Raw genomic sequence first — 1,128 nt, 5'->3', positions numbered from 1 at the left:
CTTTACTATTAAGCTCTTGCTGAGTCGGAGTATGCTGTGCCTGATTTGGTAAGAACAGATAAGCTAACTGATTACGGCCTTGGTCACCAATCGTATAGTAGATTTTTTGGTCTAGACCAATGACGAGACGACCAGACTGATGATCTTTTGATGACGGTAAACCTGCAATCAAATCAATAGGCTTTTCAAATGTATCTGTAGTTTTATTATAGGTATATCTACGAATAATCGTCTGATTAGGTAACTCTTTATCTGTAGATTTTGGATTTTTAAAAGTGCCTGAAATATAGATATAAGGGTTATGTTTAAAGTCAGGATGAAAAGCAAAGCCTAACAAACCATTTTGCCCATCAGCATCACTCACAATTTCAGGAACCTGAAATACTATTTTCGCGCTACCAGATTCAGGATTTACTCTTAAAATTTTGCCAGTTGCCCGTTCGGTTAACCAAATTTGATTATCTGGCCCCCATAACAAAGCATGTGGTTTATTTAAATTGGACAGAATCACTTTTTTATCAAAATTTTCTGTTTTCGCTTTTGCGAACTGAGCAGGTGTCAGAGGTATATCTGCAAATGCCGTATGAAACGTAAATAGTTGTGCAGCACCTAAAAGAGTGATTTTTGCTAATAAATGTTTATTCATAGTTCCACCTTATAAAGTTTTCTAAAGAGTTACTTAAACCGCTGAAAACATTGGTTTGTATACGTTCTCTATATCTTTTGTATTATGATGATTAGCTCATTTATTAAAATCCAAATTTCTGCAAGGCTCTGTTGCATAAAAGTAGCTATTCAAAACAAATGAATATCTTATAAGTTGCCATATAAATCATTGATCTCATTTTAAGATAAATAATTTGAAAGAAAGCTTTAACAAAGTAATTGAAAAGTAAAATTTAATACTCAAATAGACAATTCAATCTATAAAAATATACATACCACATAGTTAAAAGATCCAAGCTAAAGGTTAAGGATCCTTACAAATCGAATTTCGTTATGTGTGCAAATTTTAAACCCCTTAAGAGAGAGCATTCTTATCAATTAGACTTACTTGAACCCACCTTTGATTACAAATCAGATGTCTATCCAAGTGATGATTGCCCAATAATCTTATCTCATCAAAAT

1 protein-coding gene and 1 pseudogene are annotated in these 1,128 nt (G+C 32.7%); one reads left to right on the top strand and one right to left on the bottom strand.

Annotation, left to right across the window (positions count from 1 at the left end; all coding sequences use genetic code 11):
- On the bottom strand, positions 1-646 hold a 646-nt coding region (locus VXQ92_RS20050), incomplete at its 3' end, for a PQQ-dependent sugar dehydrogenase (RefSeq protein ID WP_416682967.1).
- Positions 647-999: 353 nt separating this feature from the next.
- Here VXQ92_RS20050 and VXQ92_RS20045 point away from each other — a divergent pair.
- Positions 1,000-1,128, top strand: a pseudogene (locus VXQ92_RS20045) (DUF159 family protein); the annotation flags it as partial.

This window comes from Acinetobacter sp. 228, assembly GCF_048147885.1.
This window is presented reverse-complemented; position numbering and strand designations above follow the sequence as displayed.